The sequence below is a fragment of the Leptospira noumeaensis genome (genome assembly GCF_004770765.1).
Classification (GTDB): domain Bacteria; phylum Spirochaetota; class Leptospiria; order Leptospirales; family Leptospiraceae; genus Leptospira_A; species Leptospira_A noumeaensis.
Genome location: NZ_RQFK01000033.1, coordinates 98,374 through 119,286, shown reverse-complemented (window position 1 = coordinate 119,286; position 20,913 = coordinate 98,374). Strand labels below are relative to the sequence as shown.

The window sequence follows — 20,913 nt, the reverse complement described above, 5'->3', positions numbered from 1 at the left end:
CTTTTGTTTTAAGAGTGGATAAGGGTGTTTGTTTTTATCAAAATCTACTTAGGTCTGCATTTCTACCAGACCGTAAAAAGATTTCTTTAATGATCCAATTCCTTACATTCAAATAATCACCTGGCAAACAAAAGAAAAACAAAGAATGCAATTTTGTTTTTGTATCATTTATGATATATAATGTATGTTCTTTTAAAAGAATCTCTTCCCACTCTTGAAATCTGTATTCGATTTCATTCCAATAAAAACAATCCTTAGTAATTCGAATTTCTTTTCTCTTTTTATAATTCCACCACACGTATGTTAACGGTAAAAATCCAATCACTATAGAAAGGATTAAAAATAGAATTTGAATCATTGTCGGAGGAAAACTTTCCCATGTATCGATTGAAAATTCAAAAGCAGATCCAATGACAAAATGAAAGATTAAGGTAAGAGCAAAACTGACTGTGATGGAAACAAATTTTCGGACTCATCTCTTTCCTTGTCGTAAATTTCTGTTGTCCTACTGGACTTTAAATGAACTCTTGTCTCAAAATCAAAAACCTATATGAAAATGAAGTTTATTCTCAAAATACTTATCTCTCTATCCTTAGCGATTTCCTTGGCAACAGGCAATCTTTATGCTGATGAACCAGGAACCAAACCCAATCTTCCGGACACACAATCACTGCCACCTGAGGAGGTTGCGGCCCCAGAAGAGGATCCAGAAGATCCAAAATGGAAGAAAGCAGAAATTCGAGTCATCGGGGACAGAAAAGATCTAAAACGAATTCCTGGATCTGCCACAATCATCCCTAAGAAATTTTTAGAGGAAACAAGACCTACGGACAATATGGAAGTTCTTAGAAGGGTTCCTGGTGCTAACATTCGTTACCAAGACCCTGCAGGACTCACTATGAATTTGGGATTTAGAGGTGTGAGTAGTGAAGTATCTAGAAAGGTCTTAATTTTAGAAGACGGACTTTTTACCTCACTGAACCCCTATGGGGAACCAGAAATGTACTACACTCCATCCATAGAAAGGATGGAAAGGATCGAAGTGGTGAAAGGATCTGGTTCCATTCTATTTGGACCTTCAACCATCGGTGGTGTGGTCAACTTTATCACAAGGCGTCCTCCCAAAGATCCTACCTTAAACATTCAAACTGTTGGTGGTGAAAATGCCTATTTCAGCCAGATGGTGAATTATGGAGGAACCTTTGGAAACACCGGGTTTGATGTCAACGTTCTCCGAAAACAAGGAGATGGTTTTCGGGCCAATCAAGGTTATTTTGTCAACGAAGCCAATCTTAAAACCATACATCAGTTAAATGATAAACATAGCATTACGACCAAGGTCGGATTCCACCAACAAGAATCACAAGCAACCTATGTGGGTCTAACCACTGGGATGTTTAACAATAATCCCAAGGACAACCCTGCACAAAATGATAAGAGAACCATTGAACGATATAGTTTCTCTGTAGGACACGAATGGGTAATTTCGGAAAAAACAAAATTAATCACCCGACTTTATTCTGCATATACGGAGCGTAACTGGGCTCGCCAAAACTATGCCAGAAATTCAAGAGGTAGTACCATTCCCTCTGATACGATAGCCACGTATGACGGTGAACCCTATACATCCAGAAACAATGATACCATTTGGATGCGTGGAACTAATGCCCACCGTGATAGGACCTATAAATTTGCCGGAATAGAAACTAAATTACAAACAGAACTAGAAACAGGAACCATCAAACATGAAATTGATTTAGGAACACGTTACCATGTTGATATGGCCAAAGTACAACTTTTGAATGGCCCAACCACTCCAGATTTTGTTGTGTATCCTAATGGAGTTGGAACTTCTCCTGCTGTTCTTTTACAATCCCAAACAAGTTTAGCCAATAGTGGTGAATTGAGAGACGACGAAAGACGTTCGGCAAAGGCCGTTTCAGTCTATTTACAAGATAGGATTCGCCTAACTGAAAAATTTTCAGTGATACCTGGTGTTCGTTATGAATCTTTCACACAAACCAGGTCCATACTTCGGGGAAGGCGAGATTTTGATCCGAATACTTTTGAATACTTAGGTGGAACGAATCCTACTGCCCAGTTAGATAAAACAGGAAGCACAAGAAACAATATTGTCCTTCCTGGATTTGGAACAACTTTGGATTTTGCAAAAAATATGACCTGGTTTACTGGAGTCCATAGAGGATTTTCGCCGCCAAGATATGAATCCGCCATTTCTCCCACAGCAGAAGACATTGCTTTAAAACCGGAACGTTCTTGGAACTATGAAACGGGTGTTAGGGGAGATATCACTGAATATTTAAGTGGCCAACTCGTTGGTTTTCTTTTGAACTTTGAAGACCAAATCATTAATAGTTCTGCTGCAGGTGGAAACTTTGGGGCAAGACCCGTTAACGCTGGAAAATCAGTCCATCGTGGTGTGGAAACCAATATGACATTTGACTTTGGTCAGTTTTGGAAATTAAACTATTCGATTCCTTTAGACATTATTTATACAAGAACGGAAGCAAAATCCAACCAATATACATACAACCTGAATGCTTGGGTAAACGGAGATTCCAATCCCTTTTCTCATATTGATACCAACGGAAATCGTCTACCTTATGTTTCACGCGATATCATAACTTTATCTCTCGGAATCACAAGTCGAAGCACTGGGTTTTATGCGAGGATTGAATGGCAGTATTTTTCTAAACAATTTCACGATTTAGAAAATTCGAAAACTGTCAGTTGGTATGATACCGCGGGCAGTACAGCTAGCAATCGTAGCGTTCTTAATTATGTGGGGATAAAGTCGGATGTGTCTGGACTTGATGGTGAGATTCCAGCTTACGAACTTCTGAATGCCAATATCGGTTATAAAAAAGACAATTGGTCTGTATTTCTTTCGGGAAAAAACTTACAAGACAGAAAATACATTTCTTCTAGGTTACCCGAAGGAATCCAGCCAGGACCTTTCCGTCAGATCAATTTCGGAGTCACCTTACAACTGTAATTTGCTTGAGTCAGGTAAAGCAGGCGAAGGTTTCATAAATAAATATCCTTGGGAGTATTCGATTCCCAAGGTTTCGATCATATCTTGAATGGCCGGGCGATCCACAAATTCAGCCACTACTTTGGCTCCGATTCCACGTGCCAGTTCCACAATCCCTTGGACGAGTAGGTAAGCCGTTTTATTTTCTGGTAAGTTTTTAATGAACTGACCATCAATTTTTAAGTAATCTGGGTCGACTTCTAAAAGTCTTGCTAGGTTAGAATACTGAACCCCAAAATCATCAATGGCAATTTGACAACCAATGGTTTTTAAATCTCGAATGGTATAAAGGCTGTTTTTGTTTTCGGAAAAACTAATGTCCTCTAAAATTTCAAAGGTCACACGTTTGGCATCAATTTTATAATGAGATAATCTTGCCTCTACCCATTTACTAAAACTTTTATATTCTAGTTCTGATTCTGTTAGGTTGATAGAAAAGTCATAAGGTTTGTCAGAAAAATAATTCATAGACTCATCAATCATCTGCAAACCAATCATCCGGATGCTTCCAGTCACTTTTGCTAGTTTTAAAAATACATCGGGAGTGAGGATGGTATCCCTATCTTTGATCCTTGCTAAACATTCAAACTTCCGTATTTGTTTGGTTTGGTTGTCTAAAATTCCTTGGAAGTAAGGAACAATTTGTTTGTTGGTAATGGCAGCTTGGATTTTTTGGCTCCATTGGAAATTCTGTAAATGATGGTCTGTGGATAAATCATCCGTATAAGTAACAAAGTCTGTAGAACTTTGTGTTTCTGCTCGGAACAAAGCTAGTTTTGCTTTATAATAACAATCTTCTTGTCCGTTAGCAGAAGAATAACGACATTCTAAATGGAATCCAACATCATCTAAAATCAAATCATCTGATTTTAAAATCATCCGAAAACTGCTTATTTTTTCTACGAGTTCCCCTTCGGACAAATTAGAAAGTACTGCAATTTCATCGGAATAAATATGATAAACTTTTTCTTCGTTATGCAAATGAACAGATAGGAGCTGTAACAGTTTTTTAAAAATCTTGCGATAGACTTCGATTCCAAAGGTTTTGATGATACTAGGGAAACTCACAATTTTAATCAACAAGATGGAATATTGGATTTGGGAACTGCCATCACCTTTTAGTTGTTTCACTAAAGATTCAAAGTTAGGGTATTTGGAATCTCTATGAAAATATAATGTGTCTGCCAGTTCTTTGTTTTTTTCCTCTAGAGATTTTTCCTGAAAGTAGGCATCAATGGCTTGTTTGATGGTGAGTTCTAAATCATGGGCATCCCAAGGTTTCGATAGGTATCTATACAAACATCCGTGGTTGAGAGCATTTCCGATTGCTTGCGCCGGTGCTTGTCCCGTTAACATGATTTTTTTAGTGCGTGGATGGGTTTCTTGCATTTCGATTAGAAATTCATCACCCTTTTGGCCAGGCATTACATGATCACAAATCACAACGGCTAAATCTGCGGAAGAACCCTCAATTTCTTTCATAATCTCTTTGGCAGCCTCCGCGCTTTCGGCAGTTTCAATCGTGAAATTAGACCCAAATACTTTTTTTAATTGTTCTTTCAGGTTCCAGAGGATAAAGAATTCATCATCGATACAAAGAATGTAGGGTTTTTCGTTCAAAGGGCTACCTAGAGAGGAGATACAAATAATCCTCATCTTTAAGAATATGCAAGAAATATTTGATGTTGACATTTTCTTTCCATTGTATCTAATCGACCCGTTCCAAGAAGTTTGGAGCGTGCATTTCGTTTTACGAGGACAGGAATGGTTTCTAATAAAATATATGTGGGTAATTTGAAGTTTACCCTTAAGGAAGAAAATATACGCCAGATTTTCTCCGTTTACGGAGTAATTCAAGATCTGAAAATGATTCATGATCGCGAAACTGGTAATTTTAGAGGGTTTGCTTTTATCACTTACGCTAATCCAGAAGAGGCAGAGGAAGCTGTCACGCAAATGAATGGCCAACCTGTCGATGGAAGGAACCTAAAGGTGACTTTTGCTGAGGATAAAAGAAAAGAGAAACAGAATTAAAATTCACTTTTCTGGGATTACCCATCTCATAAAGAAGGAGGATGACTCCATCCTCCTCTCCTATCCATAAACTGGAAGACTACAAACCTAGCCCTTGGTTTACCCCCAGTGTTGAGTTGCGTTTTGATTTAGATTTACACCTTACCGTTGTTAGAGCGGAGTATGAGGTAGTCCTCCAAACACCAGAAAAAGAACCTTTGTTTCTCAATGGTGAGTCCTTAGATTTTTTATCCATCCGCATTGACGGTGCCATTCTGGATCCCAATGAATATCAGGTGACGCCTTTAGGAATCCTAATTCCTGATCCTCCCAAAGACAAATTCAAACTAATTGTCGAAAATAGAATTAATCCTGCAACGAACACTTCTTTGGAGGGATTGTATAAATCTGGTTCTATGCTCTGCACACAAAATGAACCGGAGGGGTTTCGTAAGATCGTTTATTCGATTGATAGACCAGATAATATGATGCAGTTCCGTGTGACCATTTCTGGTGATACTTCTCTTTTTCCCGTCATGTTATCCAATGGAAATCTGGTTGGTGAAAGCCAATTGGTGGAAGGAAAAAAGGAAGTCATTTGGGAAGACCCTTATCCAAAACCATCGTATCTGTTTGCTCTTGTTGCAGGAGAACTCGAGGAAACGAAAGATACATTCATTACAAAATCGGGAAGGGAAGTTGCCCTAAAGATTTTTGTGGAAAAGGGAAATGAAGAGAAGGTAGGTTTTGCTTTTGATTCTTTGAAAAAGGCAATGAAGTGGGATGAAGATACTTTTGGATTAGAGTATGATTTGGATCTTTTTATGATTGTGGCTGTGGAAGATTTTAATATGGGGGCCATGGAAAACAAAGGTTTGAATCTATTTAACGCCAAACTAGTGCTTGCTGATAAAAAATCTGCAACAGACGAAAGTTTTGAAGCGATCCTTGCTGTTATTGCCCATGAATACTTTCATAACTGGACAGGAAACCGGGTAACACTCCGAAATTGGTTTAACCTCACTCTCAAAGAAGGGCTCACCGTTTTTCGAGACCAATGGTTTACAGAAGATATGACAGACCCTGCGGTCAAACGCATCAAAGATGTTTTATTTCTAAAGGAATTTCAATTTCCAGAAGACCAGGGACCAATGTCTCATCCCATCCTTCCGAAATCATATAAAGAAATGAATAATTTTTATACAGTCACTGTTTATGAAAAAGGAGCAGAAGTGATTCGTTTGGTTTCGGAACTGATTGGCCGGGATCTATTTAAAAAAGGATTAAAACATTATCTTTCTAAGTACGATGGACAAGGTGTTACCTTTGAAGAGTTTGTTTCTTCGATGGAAGAGGTTACGGGTCATTCCATTCCTAATCTTCGGAATTGGTATCATAGAAGTGGGACTCCTCTTATTTCTGTCAAAGAATCTTTTTCAAAAGAATCGAATGAATGGATTTTTGACTTAACTGACACGGGAGGCGACGACTATCCATTAGTGTATTCCAATTCTCTTGCTGTTTTTAATAGAGAAGGATCTCTTCTAAAAGAGGAAAAAAGAATTATGGTTGGGGAAAGGGACCAAATCAGAGTTTCCGCCTTAGACCAGGAAGGAACAAAACCTATAGTTTCCTTTTTTCGTTCTCTCTCGAGTCCCATTCGTTTGGATTATAAACAAACAGAGGAAGAAACCATTGTTTTAGCTAAAATGGAAACGGATGGTGTCTCCCGGTTTTTTTCCTTTCAGAATTTGATTTTTGATTGGTTTCGAAAGTCTTTGGATTCAGGGAAAGGGGAAAATCTTTCTACCATTTTAGAAACCATAGCTGATTCTTTTGGCAGAGGTTGGGATAAAACATATCATAGTTTTTATCTTTCATTTCCTGGTTTAACACAGATTAGTGAAAGTATTGGTTGTTATGAGTTTCAAAAACTTGCATCCTTAAGAAGAGAAGCAGTCCAATCCATTGCTGTTAAATTTACAAGCCAGTTCCAAATCTTATTTGAAGAGAACCGAAAAACCATTCCCATCCAAACCAAAGAAGAAATCGGAAAACGAAGACTAAAAAATATAGCTCTGTATTACCTTCTTTATGACCCAAAAAACCAGTTCGAAAAACTGGCTGTTATGGAACAACGGGAGGCGAAACATATGAGTGAAGAAGTTTCCGCGATGAAATATTTGTTGGAAATTGATTCGAAAGAAAAAGAAAACTCAGTGCGTTTGTTTTTTGAGAAATGGAAACATGATGGTTTGGTTTTGGATGTCTGGTTTGCCGCCCAAGTGGCTTCCGGTGAGGATCGAAGTAAAATAGCAGAAAAATTAGAAAAACATCCACAGTTTAACATCCGTAATCCGAATAAAGTTAGAGCTTTGTACTTTAGTTTGGCTAGGAACCCACTCAGTTTTCATGCAGAAGATGGAAGTGGATATCAATTCATTGCAGAAAGGATCAAACGTTTGAATGAAATTAATCCACAAATGGCGGCTGCCCTCACAAAACTGTTTTCTCCTGTTTCCAAACAAAAAGGAGAACTTCCCAAAATTGCAAAAATAGAGTTAGAATCGATCGCCAATCTCCCCAACTTATCAAAAGAGTTAGGAGAGATTGTCGGAACCATTTTAAATTCTCTTTAATTATACATGGATTTGATTAGATCTTTGTATTTGTCGTGGATGACATTTCGTTTCATTTTGAAAAGATTTGTCAGTTCCTCTCCCACTTCCATGGCTTTTGGCAAAAACCGGAAGTCGGAAAGTTTTTCAAATGATTTGAAACCATTTTCGGAAGAAATTTGTTTTTTAATGATATTTTGAAAATACAACCTAACTTCTTTATTGTTGTTTATGTCTTCACCTTCTTTGACTTTGAGACCCGCTTCTGCCATTCGGTCTTTGTCCGGCCAAACAAGGGCTGTGAGCGATTTTTGATCTTGGCCCACCACTATTACTTGGTTGATGAGTGCATTTTCCAATAGTAAATTTTCTATCGGAACTGGTTCTACGTTTTCACCACCAAGTAATACGATGGTGTCCTTCACTCGACCACGAACGGAAAGTGTATCATTAAAAGATATAAAACCCAAATCTCCAGTATTCATCCAGCCATCATGGATGGTCTTCGAAGTTGCTTCTTCATTTTTATAATATCCTTTCATGACTTGAGGGCCTTTGATATGAATGACTCCCATTTTTCCTTTGGGAACGGATTCCCCTTGTTCATTCACAATTTTAACCACAGTTCCGTCGGGCCATTTTCCAACTGAACCTTGGACGACCTGACCAACAGACCGAACTGAAATAATAGGAGCACATTCTGTCATCCCATATCCTTCATAAACAGGAATGCCTATGACATTAAAGAATTCGTCCACATGGGCTGGAAGAGCACCACCACCTGAAATCGTTCCTGTTAGTTGGCCTCCTAAAACATCTCTGATTTTGGAAAACACAAGACCATCCAAAACTTTTGCGAGTAAAAATAAGTTCAAAACATAACCGAGTGATACTGTTGTATTTTTTGCTCGTTCAAATGGTGATTCTTCTTTGGTAAGAAGTCTGTTACCAGCAAGGTAATCTTGCCCATCCTTAAATTTTTTACATATATCATAGGCAAAGTCAAAAAGTTTCCTTTTGTTCTCTGGTGCTTTCTCTAACTTTTGTTTGATGCCAAGGTAAAGATTCTCCCAGAGCCTAGGCGCGGAAGCCATAAAACTAGGTTTGATTTTTTGAAAGTCGTCTCTTAAGTCGCGAATGTTTGTATAAGCGATGGAGGCCCCTTCGGCAATGATGGCGTAATCAATGGCACGTTCAAATATATGCCAGACAGGGAGGATCGATAGAGTTCTGTCTGAACTTTTTAAACCGACACGTGGTGGAACTTTGACCACATTGTACACCATGTTTTGGTGAGAAAGCATTACCCCTTTGGGCATTCCAGTTGTTCCGGAAGTGTAAATGATAGTAAAAAGATCGTCAGGTTTTACTTGTTTAGACCTAAGTTCCAGGGATGGCAGGTTTTTTCGTAGTGATTCACCATCCGCTATGAGTGTTTCCATTGCGATGGCCAGGGAATCTTTTGATTTGTATCCAGGATCTAAGATGATTACTTTTTCTACCTTTGTATTGGAAAGAATTGGTTTTAGAGCATCATAAAGTTTTTCATGTTCGACAAAACAATATTTGCTTTCGGAGTGGGTGAGGATGTATTCAATTTCTTGAGGAGTGGAATCAGATCCTCTTGGGACATTGACTGAACCGTTTAACAGAGTAGCAATGTCTGCAATGGCCCATTCGGTTCGGTTGTCGGCCATAAGACCCACTTTGTCTCCCGGTTGTAATCCCATTTGCAAAAGAGAGAGGGCTAGGTTTTCTGCTTTATGAAAAATATCTGAAAAAGTACGACCCTTAAAGTTTTTTCCTGCATCCTTTCCAAAGAACATCTCTTTGGAGCCATAAGCTCTATTGGCATAATAAAAAACATCATTCAGTGTCGTAAAATTTTTCATTGATTGTTTTAGTCTCCGTTGGAGCAGACTATCACTCTTTTTTCTGTTTATTCAAGTAATATTTTCTTTTGAGTGATTTCCCATTAGGAGAAAGAAAGAATGATTCAAAAATGGGATCGGAGTCCATTTTTTCTATCAAATCAAAATCAATGAGTAAGGCTTGGTTTGTCCAAAGGTTTCCTTCCTGTTCCCGATGGGTGGCAAAAGAGGCTCTTCCTAATTTATAATAAACCACAGGCAAAAACTCTTTTTCTCCTCCCAGGATTTGGGCCCTTTTTAAATTTGTATAAGCATCTTCGTAACGACCAAGACTAAGTTCACAAGACCCCCGATAATAAAAGAGGAAAAATCGTGGATAGGCAGTGAGCCTACGGCTATTTAGTTTGTCTAAGCTCACCAAACAGGCGCTAGGATCTTTGTCCATAAATTGTGAATAGGCTAAATTCAAAGAAATTTCCGGGCTGATTTCCCCATGGGTTTTGCGATATATATCTGCTGTTTTTTGATAACTATCTCTGGCAGATTTATAATCCCCTAATACGTATAAATAATAATAGGATCTATAAATCAGGACATCGAGAGAATCTGATTCACAAACTTTGTAGGAAAAGAATTCATCTAAGGTTTTGGTAAAAGAAGGAAAGTCTCTTTCGTTATACTCAATGTTGGCAATCTTTTTTAAGAGGGAACAGGTTCTTGAAGTACCGATGGATACTTCCTTTTTGTATTCGGATAAGGATTTACGATAAAACTTTAAGGCTTCAGGATACTTATGATTGGATTCTAAGAGAGTGGCTTCTCGTTCTTCTTTTTCTCCCACACCTTCACAATAAGATTCCTTTTCATTCTCGTAATGACAAATTCTTTCTCTAAATCCGTTTTCGTTGGAATCATATTCCACTCGAATCAGTTGGCAGTTTTTATAATACCACCATTCATCCATAGCTCCAAAATCATTTTTATCTTTTGTGATTTCTTTTGGGCAACCAGCTGATGAGTAATATGTGAAACTATCTTTTTTTCCATTTTTAGTTTCATCTTCTTCAGTTAAAAATAATTGCCCTTTCGAATCATAATAATCCCATCGATAAGGAAAAAATTCGTTTTCATTTAAAAAGAATGATAACTTTAATAGGGAATTACCATCCTTCCAACCGGAAAAACAGGAAAAAGAAAGTTTTCCACTTAAAAAATTTTGTGCGGGATCTCCGTATAACTCTGTTAGGTGAGATCTGATGTCTTGTTTTAATCTTGGGTAAGGGTAGTTTGCGTGGTATTTGTCTAAATACTTTTGGCAAAACCAAAAGATTTCATGGTTTAAGGATTCTTTATGTAATACACCAGGAATTTCGCCTCCAAATCGGAAACTAAATCGTTTGGGGCTATGGTCAGTGATATCGAATTTTTCCTTAGTGTTTTGGACTGCCTTCCAATAATCCTCTAAGAGATTGGCACTTAGAGGAGAATAGATTAGGAATAAAGATGGGAAAAATAAAAGTAAAAATCTCAAGATTTACTTTTCAGATACAAATCAAATAAAATGGGATTTTCATAGGGATTACCAACTTTTCTGATCGAAAAAAGTTGTAATAGAGGTGGCCCGTTTTCCAAATAAAAAGCCCCGTGCTCATTATTGTATCGTATAATGCCTGTATGTTGAGTGAGGTTTCCCCCTTTCGCAACAGTATGTTCTATGATGTCTTCTTCAAATAGGTCTTTGTCGTATTTGTCTTTTAGACCTGTAAAACTATTAACTATATAATTGTCTTCGTTTGTAATGGGTTGTCCAAATTTCAAAAGTTTCCCATCGAGGGTTAAACTAAAGCCTTTTTGAGAGAATTCTTTTTCTTGTTTGTCCCAAACTCGGAACCGAATCGTGAATGCCATAACTGAACCCAAATTACTGAAACCGAAGTCCTTTCCAAGGAAAATTCCAAAAAAAATCAGTGGCCAATGGGTGAATTATGAAAATTCTATGCCCCATGAAGGTCATCTCAGTTTCCAATATTAAGGGAGGGAGTGGAAAATCCACAACAGCCGCTCACTTGGCCTGCGCCCTGGCAAGGCGTGGAAAAACCCTCGTTGTGGACATGGACATGCAAGGAGATTTGACGGACTATTGTTTGCCTGATTTGGATCTTAGTTCCCTTGATGAATCCAATGTAATGACAGTCCTTCTGGGCATGAAACGAATGAGTGAGTGCATTCGAGTGACAAAACAATTTGATGTATTGCCTTCCACTTTAAGTTTAGCAAAACTCTCCAAATACAATCCTGATTCGAGTAGCCTCTGTTTACAATTCAAACGCGCTTTGGATGAAGTTCGAAACACCTATAAGTTTGTGATCATTGATACACCCGGATCTGCGAAACATGAATTAACAACTGCTATCTATAATTCAGAATTAATTTTGATTCCGGTCACTCCGAGTAAGTGGACCATCCGAGCTGTGAATTTACTTTTGGATGAAATCACACAAACAGAAACTATATTCAGTCAAAAGAAAAAAACTGCCTTTGTTCCTTCTTGGTTTGGGCCGTCCAAAAAACATAGGGAACTTCTTGAAAAATTAAAACAAATCGAAGAAATTCCTACACTTGGGGAAATTCCAAAATCAGAAACCATCAAAACCAAAACAGAAAAACAAGAACCGTTAAAAAAAGATAGCAATGCATGGCATGCCTTTGACAGGCTCGCTGATGAGTCCATTGCTCTCGTGGATCCTGAACACTCGATATTTTCTTTAAAACCGTAAGGAGGGGAATGAAAAACTACTGGTTACGTATGTGTGGGTGATTTGGTTTTTTTGTTTTCTTTTGACTAGTGGTTTGCGTTTTCCTACGTTCTTTGGCAATGGTTTCGATATGTTTTGCAAATCCAGGATGGTGTTTTAAAATTTCAGCGAACCGATCTTTCCCTAAAGTATACACATCACAATAAGAACCAGCTTTAATGGTTGCAGTTCGTAAGGAATCGTCAATCAAACTCATCTCTCCAAAAAAAGACCCAGAGTTTAGAGTTGCAAGTACATCTCCCGTTTTTTCTTTGATTACTTCCACATGACCTTTTGATAAAAAGTACATATTGTGCGGAACATCACCTTCTTTAAAGATGATATCCCCTTTCATATAGAAAGCAGGTTTTAATTCTAAAACCACTTCTCTTTTTAATTCTTCGGGTGCATTTTTGAAAAAAGGAACTACAGAAATCAAATGACTATGTAAAAACATGGATACATCAATTTTAATTCCAGAAGGAAGATTATCCCAAATTTCTGTTTCATCTATTCCATGTTTATTTTCCCAAAGATTGACGTAGTAGGAACGAATGCGATTTGCAAGATTGGGTGGTAGTTTTTTGTATTTAATGAAACTGTTAATTGTATTTAGTTTTTCTTGGAAGGTAACTCTTGATACATCTAAATTAGATAATAAAGTGGCTATATTACCAATGACGTATCCATAAATACCGACACCTAAAATCATAACACCCATTGTATAGATGGTTTGTTTATTCGTAACAGGTGTGATATCTCCATACCCAATGGTAGTGAGTGTGGTTACTGACCAGTAAAGTGCTCTAATGTATCTTGTTGCCATATCCTTATCTGGCAAAAATTCAGGACCTAGATGGATCCATCCGCAGGCGACCCAATGGGCAAAAAGACTTGTCCAATACACAAAGAAGATCAATCGAAAACTCATAGGATTGATCACTTCTATAAGTTTGAACCTGTCATCTGAATCGGCACCTAGGGCTAAAAGACGAAGGGATTTAAAAAGTTCAAAGACTCGAACCGAACGTAATAGTCTCAAAATTTTTAAACTATCGGTGATTCCAAAGTATTGGAAAAAAAATCCACCAAAAAGGTCAAAAGGAAAGGCTGATAAAAAATCGACGAGAAACCAAGAAGACAAATAGGATTTTGCAACAATCTTACGATTGTGAATGAGAAGTCGGTCTTTTAAAATCGCGGTATTAAAATTCAAAATGACATCGATTCCAAATACCACTTGGATGGCCCTTTCAAAATAATTAACCCCTGCAGTTAGTTTATAGTGAAAGACCAATCTTATTGGAACTTCGATGGCAAAGTAAGTAATACAAATAAAAACTAAAAGGTCCCAGATTCGTTTGTAAGGAGAATTGGGATGGATCATACTATGAGTATCGACACAGAGAAGTTTTATATTTGCCTTCTTTTTTTAGAAAAATAATCCTGAAAGGAAAAGAGGTGATTATGTTCGGTGGAGCAGGCGGAAACAAGTTTGATATGCTCAAACAGATGAAAAAGATGCGATCGCAAGTAAAAACCATGGAAAAGGAACTTGCCGGTCTCAATTTTGTAGGAATTTCTAAAAACAAACTTCTATCTGTGACTTTGGATGGAAAATTTCAGATGAAATCCATTCAAATCGAAGATGAATTGATTGATAAAAAGGATAAAAATCTTTTAGAAAAGTCGATCCAAGAAGCCTATACAAAGGCTCTGCAGGATGCACAAGCGGGTGCCGCCAAACAAATGCAAGCTATGGGTGGATTTCCAGGTTTAGGGATGTAAATCGAATTCTCCTGGATGCAAATAAAAAGCCTACAATGATCTGTAGGCTTTGGTTCGAAAAAGAAAAGGGACAAACTGTCCCTTTTTTTATGTCGTTCTAGTTTTAGGAAGCTGGAACGATTTCTACTTCTACACGTCGGTTGGATCCATCTTTTGGATCAACATTTTTAAGTGGAGTGGACGAACCAAGACCTTGGACTGTTCCAATTCGTTTGCCTTCCACACCGTTGGAAGTAAGAGCATTTTTTGCAGTCACTGCACGGTCTTGAGAAAGGCGTAGGTTTAGATCTTCTGCGCCAGTTCTGTTGGCATGCCCAGAGATGTTGATTTTAGTTTCTGGGTAAGCAGCAAGTGCTTCAGCCAATTTATCAATATTTTCTTTTCCTTTGCCTTTTAGGTCAGCCTTTCCATCTTCGAAAGCGATTCCCCCGTCCATAGTGGCAGTAAGAGCATTTGTTTCTCCACCTTCCATTTTTTTCTCTAGTTTGATTCCTTGTTTTTTCATCTCTTCGGCCATGTTGTCATACATAGTATTGAGATAAAATCCAGTTCCAAGACCGGCCAAACAACCAGCACCAAGTCCAACAATCTTACCTTTGTTTTGCGGTTTTTTCTTTTCCATTGCCAAAGATTCTTTGATTTGTCTTTGGAAATCGTTCTTTTTGTTTTTTGTATCTTTTTTTCTTTGTGATTCATCATAAACCGCACCAAGCGCAAGACCCACACCACATCCAATGGAAGTACTAAGAATTAGCCTTTTTGTGTTTTCTGATAACCCACAAGAGATTGTGGAAAGTAATGATAGGGAAAGAAGTCCCGAGATGATTTGTTTCAACGTAATGTCCTCGCTTACACGGTTGTGAAGTATAAGGACAAAGTTTGAAGAAATCCTCCCTGTTTGCAAGGAGGATTTCCGTTTCTTTTCGATCGGATTAGTATCTGTCCGTGAGGAGTTTTACTACGGATTCCGGTCGGAGGTTCGCTTGTGCAAGCATAGCCACACCTGATTTGGTAAGGATTTGGTTTTTAGAATACTCAACCATTTCCGTTGCCATATCCGCATCCCTTACTTGCGATTCAGAGGAAACAATGTTCACATAGTTGTTACTCAGTGATTTCAATGTTAAATCCAATCGGTTGTAATAGGCTCCGAGATCCGATCTCAGTCGGTTGACCTTGTTGATCGCATCATCCAAAACTTGGAGTGAATCGGAAGCCTTATTCGGAGTTGATAGGGTCAACTTGTTTCCAGCTGTTTTTAGTTTGAGAGAAGAACTTGTCATCGTATTGATGTAGAGTTCTATTTTCTCTGAACCGTTTGCACCCACTTGTAAGGTCATTGGATTTTTGGAAGCGCGAGAAAACCTTCCATCCAATGGTTTGATTTTGTTAAACTCAGCAGAAGTTCCGATTCTTTCCACTTCTTCCACAAGTTGAGATACTTCTAACTGAACCAGTTTTCTGTCTTCGTTAGAATAAATCCCGTTTGAGGATTGTACGGAAAGTTCGCGTAACCTCTGTAAGATCGAGTTTACTTGGTCTAAAGATCCTTCGGTAACTTGGATGAACGACATACCATCCTGGGTATTTCGTTCTGCTTGGCCAAGGCCCCGAATTTGTGATCTTAGTTTTTCTGACACTGCAAATCCCAGAGAGTCATCTCCTGCTCTGTTGATTCGCATACCTGTTGCTAGGTGCTCCATGGATTTGTCCATGTCGCGCCCCGTGTTTGTGAGCGCTCGTTTCGCAACTAGCGCGCTGATGTTGTGATTGATAATCATTGTCACACCCTCCTGTGTGTCCATGACCCGCTTGTTTCCCTACATGCGGAGAAAAGTCAAAACCACTGTCCCAGGTATCCGTACCCATCGGGAAGAGAAGGGGTTGCCTGCCCTTGGTTCTTCCGTGAATTTTGCCTTTCCAGAATATTCTATACCAAAAAACTTATGTCTGTAAAGAAATTTTAGCGGGTAGGAGCAGGAAATTGAAAATCTACACCAAATTTGGCGATGGTGGCCAGACCTATTTAGCATCTGGAATTAAGGTTTCCAAAACAGATCGTAGGGTTGACCTCTATGGAAGTTGTGATGAATTGAATAGTACCATTGGTCTTGCTCTTTCTTTTACTAAAGATTTACATTTGGAACCTGCTTTCCTAGATTATTTGAAAAGTATCCAGAGTTTCCTGTTTGAAATTGGATCCGAACTTGCGGGTTATGTGCCAAGAGATTCAAAAGAGGGAACTGTGGTTCACGCGTCTGATGTGGAAAGTTTAGAAAAAGAAATTGATCGTTTGATGGAGGTTCTACCGGAAATTAAATTTTTTATTTTGCCGGGAGGATCATCCATGGCTAGTGCCCTTCATATAGGTCGCACCATTTGTCGGCGTCTGGAAAGAGACCTACTTGTATACATTGAATCCGGTGGAGAGATCCATTCCGATTTGAGAATTTATCTGAATCGCCTTTCTGACTATTTATTTGCGGCTGCTCGTTTTGCGAATTTTTCTATCGGACAAGAGGAAACCATTTGGAAAAGCCGAACCAAATAGACCCAATAGAATCTCACATCCATCCCAAGGGAATCTCTCCACTGTTTCTCACAGAAATGTGGGAAAGGCTGAGTTATTATGGAATGAGGGCCCTCCTTGTTTTGTATTTAGTAAAGTCACTTGGATTTTCTGATGCAGATGCTGGGGCTGTGTATGCATTTTATACCAGTTTTGTTTACCTAACGCCTGTTCTTGGTGGGTATTTAACGGACAGATTCCTTAGTTATCAATTTTCTATTTATTTAGGAAGTTTTTTAATGTTATGCGGCCATATTTCTTTGGCGTTTTCTGATTTGTCCTTTTTTTATTTGGGCCTTGTTTTGTTAGCCTTAGGGAACGGTTTTTTTAAACCCAATATGTCTACCATCTTTGGTAGGTTATACGATGGAAAACCAGGTCTACGAGACAGTGGATTTACCATTTTTTATATGGGAATCAATTTGGGTGGTTTACTTGGTCCTATCATCTGTGGAAGTTTAGGGGAACGAGTGGATTGGCATTTGGGTTTTTTATCTGCCGGTGTGGGGATGGCCATTGGAATGGTGGTATTTTATTTCGGAAGTAAAAAGTTACCAACTTCCATTTGGCAAAAGGAAAAACATACGTTCTCCGCTCTCCCAGTAACAAATACCGCTGACTACCAAACGAAACCTAAAATTCTACTCATTGTTCTCTTATCCTTTTTTAGCATTTTCTTTTGGATGGCATTTGAACAAATGGGATCTTCTTTGAATTTATTTGCTCTTAGGAATACTGACCGGTTTCTATTTGGTTTTGAAGTTCCTGCTTCTGTTTTACAATCCATCAATCCTTTGTTCATTTTAATTCTAGGCCCAGTGGTTTCTATGATTTGGTCAACTCTTGCAAAAAAGAATAAGAATCCAAATCCCGTTTTGAAATTTGTGGTAAGCCTTGTTTTGTTAGGGATTGGATTTCTCGTGATGGTGGTTGCGGCAAAGTATGCGGAATCGGGAGTTGCTGTTTCTATTTTATTTTTAGTATTTGTTTATTTTTGGAATACCTTAAGTGAACTTTGCCTTTCTCCTGTGGGGCTATCCTTTGTTAGTTTTATGGCACCTGCAAAGTATGCCTCAGTTCTTATGGGAATTTGGTTTTTATCCAATGCCTTCGGTCATTATGCGGCAGGAATTCTTTCTGGGTACCAAAACCAATGGGGAAGTATGGCAAATTTCTATGGATTCTTTGTGATCTGTTCCTTTTCGGGTTCATTTCTTTTGTATGGAATTTATCTTCTAAAAAGGAAATCCATCTTAGTTTTGTTAACAGGAAAAGAAGTTCAAAATCCAATCCAAACAAATTAAGGAAAAATAAAAAATAAGCAGTTGAAATGGAAGGGAGAATTGGAACGAATCATCTATTAGATTAGGAAAATTTAATTCATTAGAGGATATGTTTAACCTTTCGTTTCTAAAACGAGGGCCTCAATTTCTTCATATTTTTCTTCGCCGGCAAGACCAATCACTTGTTCGGCGAGAAGTTTTGCTTTCCAAGTGGATATCTCCTGAACTTTTTCACCGACTTCTTTCATCAGTGGCAAAGCGGAACTCAGATCCCGAAATCCAAGCCCAATCAGAACAGCAGTAAACATGGGATCACTTCCAATTTCTCCGCAAATACTAATTGGTTTTTTTTGGGAATTGGCCACATCCGCAATGTTTTTAAGAAGTAAGAGAAACACAACTTGCCATGGGTTGTATAAATCTCCCACCAAATGGTTGTTACGTTCGACTGCTAGAAGGTATTGTAAAAGGTCATTGGTTCCCACGCTATAAAAATCCACATGATTTCCAAGAAAAGGTAAGTTTAAGGCACAAGCAGGTGTTTCCACCATAATTCCGATGGGAATTTTTTTGGTAATCACAAGGCCCGCAGTTTTAAGCTCTTCTAAACTTTCGGCAACGAGTGCCTTGGTCTGTAAAATTTCAGAGAGAGTTGTGATCATAGGAAGCATGATCCTCATGGTTCCAAATTCACTTGCACGGAGTAGTGCCCTTAGTTGTTCTTTAAAAAAATGAGGGTGTCTTAAGAGATAACGAATCCCACGATTTCCGAGAAATGGGTTGGCTTCTTCGTATCCATTTTCCATTTTATCGGCACCAATATCCCAAACTCGGAAAGTCACTGGGCGGCCTACCATCTTGAGTAAAATCCGTTTGTAGACAGCAAATTGTTCTTCTTCTGTGGGTTTGAATTCTATATATCTTATGAATAAAATTTCTGTTCGAACAAGACCAATCCCATCTGCTCCTTGTTCAAATGCCAAATCCACTTCGTCTTCGGAATCAATATTGGCACGGAGAGAAAACTTTTTTCCATCTTTGGTTTTGATCTCTCTTGGGCCGTCACTGATTTCACGAACTGGTTGTGTTTTATGGATTTCGCTTCTGATCCCAGCAAGTTTGATTTCATCAATCCCAGGGGAACGGTTTAAAATCCCTTTAGTGGCATCGAGTAAAATATAGTCGTCGTCTTCTACATGTGAGGTGATATTTTTCAAACCCACAATGGTGGGGATTCCGTAGTTTCTTGCAATGATGGCAGTGTGGCCCGTTTTCCCACCAAAGTCAGTGGCAATTCCCCGGAGTTTGCATTTGCCCAGTTGGATCATCTCGGACGGAGTGATTTCTTTGGCAATGAGGATGACATCATCTGGGATTTTAGTTTGGTCGGCTGCTTTGTCTGGATATAGGTTGGATTCTATCCTTTTTCCAATATCTAAAATATGGTCGGCACGTTCCCGAAAGAATTCGTCTGGGATGGATTGGAATTCATCGTATAAAGAACTAACGGCTGTTTCTAAGGCAAGTCCCGCCGATTCATTGTTTTGTGCGATCCTTTCAAAAACACGAGCGCGGAACAGAGGATCATTTAAAAATACAATTTGTGATTCTAGAATTTCGGAAAGTTCAATGTTTGATTTGGATTTTTGGACTAGGTCACTTAGGTCTTCTTCAGTTTTGAATAGTCCTTTTTTTAAAAGTTCGACTTCCTCTTTGATTTCGTCTGGAGATAAGTCCGTACGGTCTTCCCGTTTCCGTTTGAACTGTTTCCACCGGAAAACTTTGCCATAAACCGTACCTGGATAGGCTGAAATGCCTTTGAATGTGGTTTTTTCTTCCATCCGTCCCCTTGGCAAAAATACTTTTGGAAAGGGACTGTTTGGAAAGTAAAAAAAGCCGGATTCTAGCGAACGGCCTGTTTTTTAGAGAAAAGTGGGACTCTTTTGCTTTTGAATTGGGTGAGTTCGTTTCCTGTGACCTGGCTCATAATGCACTTAGCAAGGGAGATGTCTAGGGCATGACCCGCTTTGGATGCAATGAGGTGTCCTCGGAAAGGCCTTCCCATCACAGCCAAATCCCCGATGAGATCCAGAATTTTGTGGCGGACACATTCATTGTCATAACGCAAAGTTTCGTTCAAATACCCGTCATCTGTGAGAACTACCGCATTGTCGAGAGATCCACCCATAGCGAGGCCACGAGCTTGTAGGGCTTCCACATCTTTCAAAAACCCAAAGGTTCGAGCAGGAAGGATGTCAGTTCCTAAAATGGATTCGTCAAGAGTAGTGGTGTAGGATTGTCCTCTGAGGAGGGGATGGTTGAAATCGATGCTATAAGTGACTTTAAGTTCGTCGGAAGGTAACATGACGAGGTATTTGTCCCCGTCTACAACCCAAATCGGATTGGAAATGGTGATGGGTTCGATGGTTTCTTCCAGAACCCGGATTCCTGCAGAGCGAATTCCTTCCCAAAACGGCAGGGAGGAACCATCCATAATCGGAACTTCTACGGAATCAATTTCAAAAATACAATCGGTAATGCCTAGGGTGTGGACGGCTGCGAGAAGGTGCTCAATGGTTTGCACTCGGTTGGAACTTCCATCTCCAATGGTAGTGGCGTTACTTGTGTCGACTACATGGTCGAGGGAGATGGGAATGCGAATTTTTTGGATGCCCTTGTAAAGATAAAAGATAAGTCCTGTATTTGCTTCTGCCGGATGGAGCCGCAAAGTCACCATTTTCCCGGAATGAACCCCAATTCCCCGAAGTGTGATGGAGTTTTGGATCGTTTTTCTGTGTATCGCCGTTACCATAATCAGTTCCTACTTACAAATTTGTAGAAAAGGGGGTAGGGACAATTCCAAAACCGTAACCCTAAGTCAAAAAAATGTCTCCTTTTTACAACAGTGTGGTGGGAATGTG

17 protein-coding genes are annotated in these 20,913 nt (G+C 38.9%); 7 read left to right on the top strand and 10 right to left on the bottom strand.

All coding sequences use genetic code 11. The features are described from left to right. Positions 1-37: 37 nt before the first annotated feature. Complete coding sequence (locus EHQ24_RS17280; protein ID WP_135602876.1) at positions 38-358, bottom strand: hypothetical protein; 321 nt, start codon at positions 356-358, stop codon at positions 38-40. Positions 359-550: 192 nt separating this feature from the next. Here EHQ24_RS17280 and EHQ24_RS17275 point away from each other — a divergent pair, with 192 nt between their 5' ends. After that, positions 551-3,016, top strand: a complete 2,466-nt coding sequence (locus tag EHQ24_RS17275; protein ID WP_135602875.1) for a TonB-dependent receptor family protein — start codon at positions 551-553, stop codon at positions 3,014-3,016. On the opposite strand, the gene EHQ24_RS17270 is transcribed toward EHQ24_RS17275, so the two are convergent. Beyond that, on the bottom strand, positions 3,005-4,675 hold the full coding sequence (locus tag EHQ24_RS17270) for an EAL domain-containing response regulator (RefSeq protein WP_135602874.1): 1,671 nt from the start codon (positions 4,673-4,675) through the stop codon (positions 3,005-3,007). The genes EHQ24_RS17275 and EHQ24_RS17270 overlap by 12 nt on opposite strands. A gap of 144 nt (positions 4,676-4,819) precedes the next feature. Here EHQ24_RS17270 and EHQ24_RS17265 point away from each other — a divergent pair, with 144 nt between their 5' ends. Together EHQ24_RS17265 and pepN are read left to right on the top strand one after the other, a co-directional pair. Then, a complete protein-coding gene (locus EHQ24_RS17265; protein ID WP_135602873.1) occupies positions 4,820-5,089 on the top strand; it encodes an RNA recognition motif domain-containing protein in 270 nt (89 codons plus the stop codon). Positions 5,090-5,130: 41 nt separating this feature from the next. Beyond that, positions 5,131-7,707, top strand: a complete 2,577-nt coding sequence (pepN, locus tag EHQ24_RS17260) for an aminopeptidase N (protein WP_135602872.1) — start codon at positions 5,131-5,133, stop codon at positions 7,705-7,707. Here pepN and EHQ24_RS17255 read toward each other — a convergent pair. Genes EHQ24_RS17255 through EHQ24_RS17245 form a run of 3 tightly spaced genes read right to left on the bottom strand, consistent with a single transcriptional unit; the run spans position 7,704 to position 11,465 of the window. Further along, positions 7,704-9,578 (bottom strand): AMP-dependent synthetase/ligase, encoded by a 1,875-nt coding sequence (locus EHQ24_RS17255; RefSeq protein ID WP_135602871.1) that lies wholly within the window; start codon positions 9,576-9,578, stop codon positions 7,704-7,706. The two genes, pepN and EHQ24_RS17255, sit on opposite strands and share 4 nt — an antisense overlap. A 31-nt stretch (positions 9,579-9,609) precedes the next feature. Then, entirely contained in the window at positions 9,610-11,049 is a 1,440-nt protein-coding gene (locus EHQ24_RS17250) for a tetratricopeptide repeat protein (RefSeq protein ID WP_135603126.1), read from the bottom strand. A gap of 35 nt (positions 11,050-11,084) precedes the next feature. Further along, on the bottom strand, positions 11,085-11,465 hold the full coding sequence (locus EHQ24_RS17245) for a YopX family protein (protein WP_135602870.1): 381 nt from the start codon (positions 11,463-11,465) through the stop codon (positions 11,085-11,087). 95 nt (positions 11,466-11,560) lie between these two features. Between EHQ24_RS17245 and EHQ24_RS17240 the strand changes: the two genes are divergently transcribed. After that, complete coding sequence (locus EHQ24_RS17240; protein WP_135602869.1) at positions 11,561-12,334, top strand: ParA family protein; 774 nt, start codon at positions 11,561-11,563, stop codon at positions 12,332-12,334. A gap of 16 nt (positions 12,335-12,350) precedes the next feature. Here the strand turns inward: EHQ24_RS17240 and EHQ24_RS17235 are convergent, their stop codons facing one another. Next, a complete protein-coding gene (locus tag EHQ24_RS17235) occupies positions 12,351-13,739 on the bottom strand; it encodes an ion transporter (protein ID WP_135602868.1) in 1,389 nt (462 codons plus the stop codon). An 80-nt stretch (positions 13,740-13,819) separates the two neighbouring features. Here EHQ24_RS17235 and EHQ24_RS17230 point away from each other — a divergent pair, with 80 nt between their 5' ends. Further along, positions 13,820-14,140 carry a YbaB/EbfC family nucleoid-associated protein gene (locus EHQ24_RS17230; protein WP_002982683.1) on the top strand — a complete coding sequence of 107 codons (321 nt, stop codon included), beginning with the start codon at positions 13,820-13,822 and terminating at the stop codon, positions 14,138-14,140. 103 nt (positions 14,141-14,243) lie between these two features. Here the strand turns inward: EHQ24_RS17230 and EHQ24_RS17225 are convergent, their stop codons facing one another. Both EHQ24_RS17225 and EHQ24_RS17220 read right to left on the bottom strand, forming a co-directional pair. Further along, the gene (locus EHQ24_RS17225) at positions 14,244-14,975 is read right to left on the bottom strand and encodes an OmpA family protein (protein ID WP_135602867.1); all 732 of its coding nucleotides are present in this window, start codon (positions 14,973-14,975) and stop codon (positions 14,244-14,246) included. A 97-nt stretch (positions 14,976-15,072) separates the two neighbouring features. Further along, positions 15,073-15,921, bottom strand: a complete 849-nt coding sequence (locus EHQ24_RS17220) for a flagellin N-terminal helical domain-containing protein (RefSeq protein WP_135603125.1) — start codon at positions 15,919-15,921, stop codon at positions 15,073-15,075. Between the two features lie 203 nt (positions 15,922-16,124). Here EHQ24_RS17220 and EHQ24_RS17215 point away from each other — a divergent pair, with 203 nt between their 5' ends. Continuing rightward, positions 16,125-16,691, top strand: a complete 567-nt coding sequence (locus tag EHQ24_RS17215; protein ID WP_135602866.1) for a cob(I)yrinic acid a,c-diamide adenosyltransferase — start codon at positions 16,125-16,127, stop codon at positions 16,689-16,691. Continuing rightward, complete coding sequence (locus EHQ24_RS17210; RefSeq protein WP_135602865.1) at positions 16,670-18,013, top strand: peptide MFS transporter; 1,344 nt, start codon at positions 16,670-16,672, stop codon at positions 18,011-18,013. Before EHQ24_RS17215 ends, EHQ24_RS17210 begins: the two co-directional genes overlap by 22 nt. Before the next feature lie 92 nt (positions 18,014-18,105). Here the strand turns inward: EHQ24_RS17210 and ptsP are convergent, their stop codons facing one another. Both ptsP and lpxC read right to left on the bottom strand, forming a co-directional pair. Next, a complete protein-coding gene (gene ptsP / locus EHQ24_RS17205) occupies positions 18,106-19,833 on the bottom strand; it encodes a phosphoenolpyruvate--protein phosphotransferase (RefSeq protein WP_135602864.1) in 1,728 nt (575 codons plus the stop codon). Positions 19,834-19,895: 62 nt separating this feature from the next. After that, positions 19,896-20,804: a UDP-3-O-acyl-N-acetylglucosamine deacetylase gene (gene lpxC, locus EHQ24_RS17200; RefSeq protein WP_135602863.1), complete on the bottom strand. Its 909-nt coding sequence runs from the start codon at positions 20,802-20,804 to the stop codon at positions 19,896-19,898. Positions 20,805-20,913 lie beyond the last annotated feature (109 nt).